Source organism: Planctomycetota bacterium, from assembly GCA_026387035.1.
In the GTDB taxonomy this organism is placed as follows: Bacteria; Planctomycetota; Phycisphaerae; order FEN-1346; family FEN-1346; genus JAPLMM01.
Genome location: JAPLMM010000185.1, coordinates 1 through 7,340, shown reverse-complemented (window position 1 = coordinate 7,340; position 7,340 = coordinate 1). Strand labels below are relative to the sequence as shown.

6 protein-coding genes are annotated in these 7,340 nt (G+C 69.8%); 5 read left to right on the top strand and 1 reads right to left on the bottom strand.

The window, feature by feature from the left end:
- Window positions 1-329: 329 nt before the first annotated feature.
- On the top strand, window positions 330-1,454 hold the full coding sequence (gene alr / locus NTX40_06675; GenBank protein ID MCX5648763.1) for an alanine racemase: 1,125 nt from the start codon (window positions 330-332) through the stop codon (window positions 1,452-1,454).
- 39 nt (window positions 1,455-1,493) lie between these two features.
- Here the strand turns inward: alr and NTX40_06670 are convergent, their stop codons facing one another.
- Window positions 1,494-3,230: a protein kinase gene (locus NTX40_06670; GenBank protein MCX5648762.1), complete on the bottom strand. Its 1,737-nt coding sequence runs from the start codon at window positions 3,228-3,230 to the stop codon at window positions 1,494-1,496.
- 400 nt (window positions 3,231-3,630) lie between these two features.
- Here NTX40_06670 and NTX40_06665 point away from each other — a divergent pair, with 400 nt between their 5' ends.
- The 4 genes from NTX40_06665 to NTX40_06650 form a co-directional block, all read left to right on the top strand.
- Complete coding sequence (locus NTX40_06665; protein MCX5648761.1) at window positions 3,631-4,482, top strand: menaquinone biosynthesis protein; 852 nt, start codon at window positions 3,631-3,633, stop codon at window positions 4,480-4,482.
- Window position 4,483: 1 nt separating this feature from the next.
- Window positions 4,484-5,551, top strand: a complete 1,068-nt coding sequence (gene mqnC, locus NTX40_06660) for a dehypoxanthine futalosine cyclase (GenBank protein MCX5648760.1) — start codon at window positions 4,484-4,486, stop codon at window positions 5,549-5,551.
- A 190-nt stretch (window positions 5,552-5,741) separates the two neighbouring features.
- A complete protein-coding gene (locus NTX40_06655) occupies window positions 5,742-6,413 on the top strand; it encodes an HD domain-containing protein (protein ID MCX5648759.1) in 672 nt (223 codons plus the stop codon).
- A 221-nt stretch (window positions 6,414-6,634) separates the two neighbouring features.
- A partial coding sequence (locus NTX40_06650) for an MTAP family purine nucleoside phosphorylase (protein MCX5648758.1) occupies window positions 6,635-7,340 on the top strand: 706 nt, incomplete at its 3' end.

Below are 7,340 nucleotides of genomic sequence, written 5' to 3'. Positions count from 1 at the left end.
CGCGTTCATCGCCGTCGCCCGCTTCCTCGGGATGACGGAACTCGCGGACCTGTTAACCCGCGCTGCCCCGGACCCCGACGTCCCGCCGCTTGACCCCGGCGCGCCGGCCAGTTAAAAGAAGAGCGCGGCGGCTTGGGCTGCAATTGGCCCCGTTGAAAACATCCTTTCATCCTCCCTCTCCCTTGATGGGAGAGGGACGGGGTGAGGGTGAAGAAGGCATCCGGGGGCCCCGCTTCCCCCTCACCCTACCCTCTCCCACAAGGGGAGAGGGGGAACAAAGGCATGTTTTCAACGGAGCCGCCGCGCCGCCGGCAAGCAAAGGACTGACCGTGCCGCGACCGACCTGGGCCGAAGTCAACTTAAGCACCATCCGCGCGAACCTCGCCGCCCTGCGGACGCTCCTCGCGCCCGGCGTCAAGGTCCTCGGCGTCGTCAAGGCGGACGGGTACGGCCACGGCATGGCGCGCGTGGCCCGGGCGCTGGAGTCGGCGGGGATTGACATGCTCGGCGTCGTGATGGTCGAGGAGGGCGTCGCCCTGCGCTCCGCGGGCATCGGCGCGCCCATCCTCATGATGGGCTCGCTCCCGGCCGACGAGATCGCCAACCTGGTGGCGCACGACCTGGTGGCGACGGTGGCCGATGCGGCCACGGCCGAGGAGATCGACCGCGAAGCCCGCCGGGCGGCCAAGGTCGTCCCCGTCCACCTCAAGGTGGACACGGGGATGAACCGCCTGGGCGTGCGGGCGGAGGAGGCGGTCGGCGTCGCGGAGACGGTCGCCGGCCTGAAACACCTTCGCCTCGACGGCGTGTACACCCACTTCGCCTGCGCCGAGATGCCCGACCGCGCCGCCACGGAGGAACAACAGCGCCGTTTCGCCGAAGTGCTGCGCGCGCTCGGCGAACGGAACCTGAAGCCCCCGATGGTTCACGCGGCGAACACGGCGGCGATCCTCGCCCTCCCGGAGTCCCACTGCGACATGGTCCGGCCTGGGCTCGGCCTCTACGGCATCCTGCCGTGCGAGGGGGTGCCGAAGGCGGTCCGCCTGAAACCCGCGCTCGCGCTGAAGAGCCGCGTCGCCCACCTCAAGCGCGTTCGCCGCGGCGAAGGCGTCTCCTACGGCCACACGTGGCGGGCCCAGCGCGATTCCGTCGTCGGCCTCCTGCCCATCGGCTACGGCGACGGGTATCCGTGGGCCCTCTCGAACAAGGGGCAGGTCCGCCTCGGCGAAGGCCCGGCCGCTCGCCTCGCGCCGGTCGTCGGACGCATCTGCATGGACGCCACGCTCGTGGACCTGACGGACGTGCCTCGGCCCGAGGTCGGCCTCGCCGCGACGCTCATCGAGGCCGACGCCGAAAGCCCCCTCAGCGTCTCGGCGGTCGCCCGCCTCGCCGGCACCATCCCCTACGAAATCCTGACGGGCCTGGCGAAACGCATCCCGCGCGTGTACGTCTAGCCGAATGGTTCGCCCGGCGCTTACTCGCATGCGCGTCCGCTACTCGGCGGGGGCCTTCTCGGGCGTCTCGGGAGCGGCCGGCGGCGAGCCCTCTCCCTCTTTCTTGCGGAGGCGTTCGATCGCCTGGCGGGCTTCCTCGGCCGCCTGCGTGCCCGGATAGAACTTGATGACATCCTGGTAGGACTGAATGACGGCGAGGCGCTGGAACGGGTCATTACCGGCGTGTTTCTCGAACTCCTTGACGGCGTCCAACTGGATGCGCGCATTGACCTCGAGCGGGACGGCCGGCGCGACGGGACTTCCCGCCGGCGGCGCCGGTTGGACGAGACCGGTTCCCGGAGGCGAGGGTGCCGTGCCCTGCCCGGGCGCCGGCGTAACACCCTCGGGACCGGCGTGCGGCGTGAGCAGGAAGGCCACGACCACGGCCACGACGATGACGGCGGCCGCCAGCACACCGATGAGGAGCCAGAGTTTCCATCCCCCCAGCCGCAGGGCCTCCTTCGAGGGCAAGTCGGCGGGGTATCGCGCGGGGGAAGGCGTAGCATGGTGGCGTTGGGCGCGGCGGACGGCGCGGCCGAGGGCCTTCGAGAGGTGCGACCCCCGGTCCTCGAGCGTGATGGGCCCGATCTGGGCGCTCAGGGTCGCAGGCGTCGGGGCGACGTCGGCCGCCAACGCCGAAAACTCGAGCCGGTCCAGGGCCGCAATGAACTCCTCTGCCGTCTGGTACCGCTCCTCCGGGTCCTTGGCCATCGCCTTCTGCAAGAAGCGGTAGACGGCGATGGGCAGGTCGGGGGCGTACTGGCGCGGGTCGGGCAGAGGGGCGTTCAGGTGCTTTTTCATCATCTCGCGGTCGCTGGAGGCCTCGAAGGGGCTGCGGCCCGTCAGGAGGATGAAGTAGGTGGCGGCGAGGGAATACAGGTCGCTGGAGGCCGTCGGCTGGTCGCCGACCGTCTGCTCGGGGGCCATGTAGCGCGGCGTGCCGAGGCTGTGCCCCTCGCCGACGATGTCGCTCGCCTGCAGGACGTCGCGCGCCAGGCCGAAGTCGCTCACCTTCACATGGCCGTCGTTCGTCATCATGATGTTGCCGGGCTTGATGTCGCGGTGGATGACGCCTCGGCGATGGGCGTGGCCGAGGCCTTCGGCAGCGGCGCGGATGATGCGCGTGGCCTCGGCGGGCTTGAAACGCCGCTCGACGGCCAGGAACTCGTGCAGCGCGCCGCCGTCCACCAACTCCATCACGATGTAGAAGGTGTCCCGGTATCGGCAAATCTGGTGGATGGTGACGATGTTGGGGTGCGACAGTTTCGCGGCGCTGCGGGCCTCGCGGAGGAACCGGTCGAGGACTTTCGGCCCGGCCTTGACGATGTTCGCCGGGAGCATCTTGATGGCGACGGAGCGTTCCAGGTCCGTGTCGAAGGCGCGATACACGACGCCGAAGCCCCCGCTCCCGATCCGCGAGAGGATCTTGAAGCCGTTCAGGTTCGCCCCGACGAGCGGGTCGGTCTTGTCCTCTTGTTCCTCGCGCCTCGGCGCCGGTGGGGCCTCGGCGGCAGGTGGGATCCGGGGGGCCGGGGCCGCCTTCGGCGGAGCCGGTTCCGGTCCCGATGTGTCGGGAGCAGCGCCGGCGGCGGCATGGGAAGGGACCCACGCGTGGCCGCAACGCCGGCAGGAAACCGTCTCCTCCGCGCGGTCCCTGCGCACCTTGTAGCCCGCGCTGCACTTCGGGCAGGCCAGGAGCAGATAGCCCGACGAATGTGCCGACGATTCCTTGCCCATGAAAAGTTCCCGCCCGTCGGATGCGCCTGCGCGCCAAGGGGCGCGCACGCCAACCCTCCAACTCTTCAATTTTACTCGAACCGGCGGGAGGGTCAAACGATTTCGGCGAGTCGGCGGAAGGAGGTGTGCCAAGATTTTCTGGCAAACGTTAGGTCTTTGTAGCGCGGGGCCACGCCAGAGGCGGGCAAGCTTTACGCCCCGCGCAGTCCCGGCGCGCCGGGACCGCATGCGCAGCGCGGGGGATGAACCCCCGCGCTACAGTGGCAAGATAGCGCCAACCTTCGGAAACGGGTCATGCCAGAAAATGTTGCCGCACCCTTCGAGGCTACCGCGCGCGGCGCGGCTTGTGGCGGTGGCGCGGGGGGCCTATAATGGGGCCCGTCGGCCCTCGGAGCCTTCGATGACCCAGCGCGTGACAATCGGCGCCGTGCGGTTCCTGAACGCCGCGCCGCTCGTTCACGGCCTGGCGGAGCAGGCGGAGGTGGCCCTGCGCCTCGAGGACCCGAGCGCGCTTGCGCCGCTGCTTCTCGCGGGCGACGTGGACGCGGCCTTGATGCCGGCGATCGAGTATTTCCGCCTGTCGGCCGAAGCGCAGGAACGGGTCCGCCCCCGCAAGGCCGATGCCGGCTCCCTGGAGCCGTTCGTCGTCCTGCCCGTGGCCGCCATCGTCTCGGCTGGCCCGATCGGCTCGATCCGCCTGTTCGGCTATGCGCCGATGGCGAAGGTGCGGCGCGTGTTGCTGGACCCTGCGAGCCGAAGCGCCAACGCCATGACGCGGATCCTTTTCGCCCGGCGCTTCGGCGGGCGGCCGCACTTCGCCTTCCCGCACGAGGTCGGGCCGGACCACGCGCGCAAGCCCGACGCGGAACTCCTGATCGGGGACCGCGGCCTGGTAGCCGAGTGCCCCGAGGCTGAGTGGGTCCTCGACCTGGGGCTGGAATGGAACCGTTTCGTCCACCGCCCGTTCGTCTATGCCGTCTGGGTCGCGCGGGCCGACGCGCGGCTGGCGCGCCTTTCGGAACTCCTCGCCGCCGCACGCGATGCAGGTCTGGCGGCACGTGAAGACCTTGCGGCCCGGGCCGAGGCCGAGCGAGGCATCCCGGCGGACGTGGCGCGTCGGCACCTGGAGTCGCAGGTCAAGTACGCGTTCGGCCGGAAGGAGCGGGAAGGCCTGCTGCTGTTTTACCGGATGGCGGCGGAGGAGGGCCTGGCGCCCCCCGGGGTCCGGCTCCGCTTTCCGGAGGGGACCTGACATGGCCGTCGCGCCGCGGCGGAAACGACTCTCGGCAGCCGAGGCCCTCGACTTTTTGGAGCGTGCGGACCTGATGGACCTCGGCCGGCGTGCCGACGCCGTGTGCCGCCGCCTCCATCCCGGCCGCGTGCGGACCTACGCGGTCGACCGCAACATCAACTTCACCAATATCTGCGCATGCCGGTGCCGGTTCTGCGCGTTCTGGCGTCCGGCGGAGGCGCCCGACGCCTATGTGCTGGACGACGGCGCGATCGCCGGGAAGATCGCCGAGGCGGTCGCGCTCGGCGCGACGCACATCCTCATGCAGGGCGGGGTGCACGGGGGTCTGGGCCTCGGGTTCTACGAGGCCCTGCTGCGCGGGATTCGCCGGAGGTTCGCGGTGCGGATCCATTCCTTCAGCCCGCCGGAGATCGTTGCGCTGGCGGCGCGCGAGGGCCTTTCGGTGCGCGAGACGCTTGAGCGGCTGCGGTCGGCGGGCCTCGACAGCCTCCCCGGCGGCGGGGCGGAGATTCTGGTGGACCGGGTGAGGCGGCTCATCAGCCCGCGCAAATGCACGGCGGACGAGTGGATCGCGTGCATGCGGACCGCGCAAGGGCTCGGCATGCCGACGACCGCCACGATGGTCTTCGGCCACGTCGAGACGGCGGAGGAACGCGTCGAACACCTCCGGCGCTTACGAGACCTCCAGGACGAGACCGGCGGGTTCACGGCCTTCATCGCCTGGCCGTTCCAGGCCCGGAACACCGACCTGGAGCGGTCCGGGGCGCTCGGTCCCGCCTGGCAACCGGTGACGGGGGCCGAGTATCTGCGAATGGTGGCGGTCGCGCGGCTCTTCCTGGATAACGTTGCGAACGTGCAGGCCTCGTGGGTGACGATGGGGCCGAAGATCGGTCAGACGGCCCTTGCGTTCGGCGCGAACGACCTGGGGTCGACGATGATCGAGGAGAACGTGGTGGCGGCGGCGGGGTGCGTGCACCGGGCGACGCCGGCCGGGCTGGAGCGGCTGATTCGGTCGGCGGGCTTCGAGCCGCGACGGCGCGATTGCTATTATCGGATGGCCGGCGATTAGCCGATAGGTTCTGCGGAGAGGAGCGGGTGCAGCACAGAAAAGTGGCAACGTCCAGGAGTGCCACCGATTGCTTGTCAATCGGTGGGGCTGGAGTGCAGCGCACGGTTTGATAAGCAAACCGTGGCACCCCCCGGCCGAAGAAGTGCCACTTTTTTCTGCTGCACCCAGAAGAGCGGAGCGAGGGCATTCCATGCCCGAAATCGAGCCCATTATCGCCATTGCGAGGGAAGTCCTCGTCGGGCGGTCGCCGCTCGCGCGCGAGGACACGTTCCTCTTCGACCATTCGCTGCGGGTGATGCACGTGGCGGACCGGCTCTCGCGGTGCGAGGAGGCGGCGTCGTGGCGGGTCGACCGGTTCGCGCTGTCGGTCGCGGCGCTTTTTCACCAGGCGGCGACGGTCCGGCTGGACGAGGAGCGGCGGACCTCGACCGTCTATGCCGCGGCGACCATGAGCGCGGAGGACGTGAAGCACTACAGCGCGGAACTGGCCGGCGACCGACTTCGCGGCCAGGTGCCCGCCCGCCCGTTGGAACTCGTGCAGGAGATCATCCGCCGGACACACGACGCGACGGCCGAACTCGCGGAGGCCAAGATCCTCTCCGACGCCGACAGCCTCGACGACATCGGCGCCCTGGGCGTCTGGCGCGACCTCAGGCGCTACTGTCTCGAAGGCCGCGCCATCGACGAGGCCGTCAACGCCTGGGAGCGCCGCGAGGAGTACGGGTACTGGGAGGCGAGGCTGCGGGACGTGTTCCATCTGGAGACGTCGCGGCGTCTGGCGGAAGCGCGCGTCGCGTCGGCCCGCGCCTTCATGCACCAGTTGGGCCGCGAGCGTGCCGGCGACGACATCCCCGCCGAGTGAAAAACGGCGACGGCCGTCGTTTTAGAGATGTTTTGCTCTGTTGAAAACATGCTTTTGTTCTCCCTCTCCCCTTGCGGGAGAGGGTGGGGTGAGGGGGAAAAGGTTCGCCGCACGGCATTCACCCTCACCCCGTTCCTCTCCCATCGAGGGAGAGGGAGTATGAAAGGATGTTTTCAACAGAGCAAGACAGTTTCCCAGCGAGTTCTCGTCAGGAATCGTGCATGTCGGCCAAGCCGAAACGACTCCCGTCCCCGGTTCCCATGCCCGCGATTATTCTGGGCAGCGGCATCTGGCACGTCCTGACGAAGGAAGGGGGGTTCGACCTCGGCAGCGGGCGGGCGGTGGATACGCCGTTCGGACCCTCGCGGCCCGTCTTCGAGGCCGCTCTGCCGGGCGGCCGGCGAGCGCTCCTCCTCGCGCGCCACGGCGAAAAGGGTTACGAGACGGGCGCCTGGAGCGTCAACTATCGCGCCAACCTCTGGGCCCTGAAGGCGCGGGGCGCCGACGCGGTGCTGGCGACGAGCGCGTGCGGCGGCATCGACCCGCTTCTTTCGGTCGGCACGTTCGTTTTGCCGGACGATATTCTCGACCGGACGACGAACCGCGCGAAAACCTTTTTCGAGGGGACCGGCCTGGGCATCCTTCGCCACGCGGAGCCGTTCTGCCCCGCGCTTCGGGGTGCGCTGGCGGGGGCGCTGGAGACGGCCGGCGTGCGGCACCGGGTGGGCGGCGTGTACGTCTGCGTGGACGGTCCTCGGCTGGAGACGCCGGCCGAGATCCGCCTCTTCGCCTCCCAGGGGGCGTCGCTGGTGGGGATGACGCTGGCGCCGGAGTTCGCGCTGGCGCGCGAGTTGGAACTCTGCTACGCGCCGCTCTCGTGGGTGGTGAACCCGGCGGAGGGCGTCGCCGAAAGGCCCTACCGGCCGG

Excerpts from the sequence above, each read along its gene's own strand:
- NTX40_06670 (MCX5648762.1), bottom strand. The coding sequence starts at position 3,230 with ATGGGCAAGGAATCGTCGGCACATTCGTCGGGCTATCTGCTCCTGGCC.
- NTX40_06665 (MCX5648761.1), top strand. The coding sequence starts at position 3,631 with ATGACCCAGCGCGTGACAATCGGCGCCGTGCGGTTCCTGAACGCCGCG.
- mqnC (MCX5648760.1), top strand. The coding sequence starts at position 4,484 with ATGGCCGTCGCGCCGCGGCGGAAACGACTCTCGGCAGCCGAGGCCCTC.
- NTX40_06655 (MCX5648759.1), top strand. The coding sequence starts at position 5,742 with ATGCCCGAAATCGAGCCCATTATCGCCATTGCGAGGGAAGTCCTCGTC.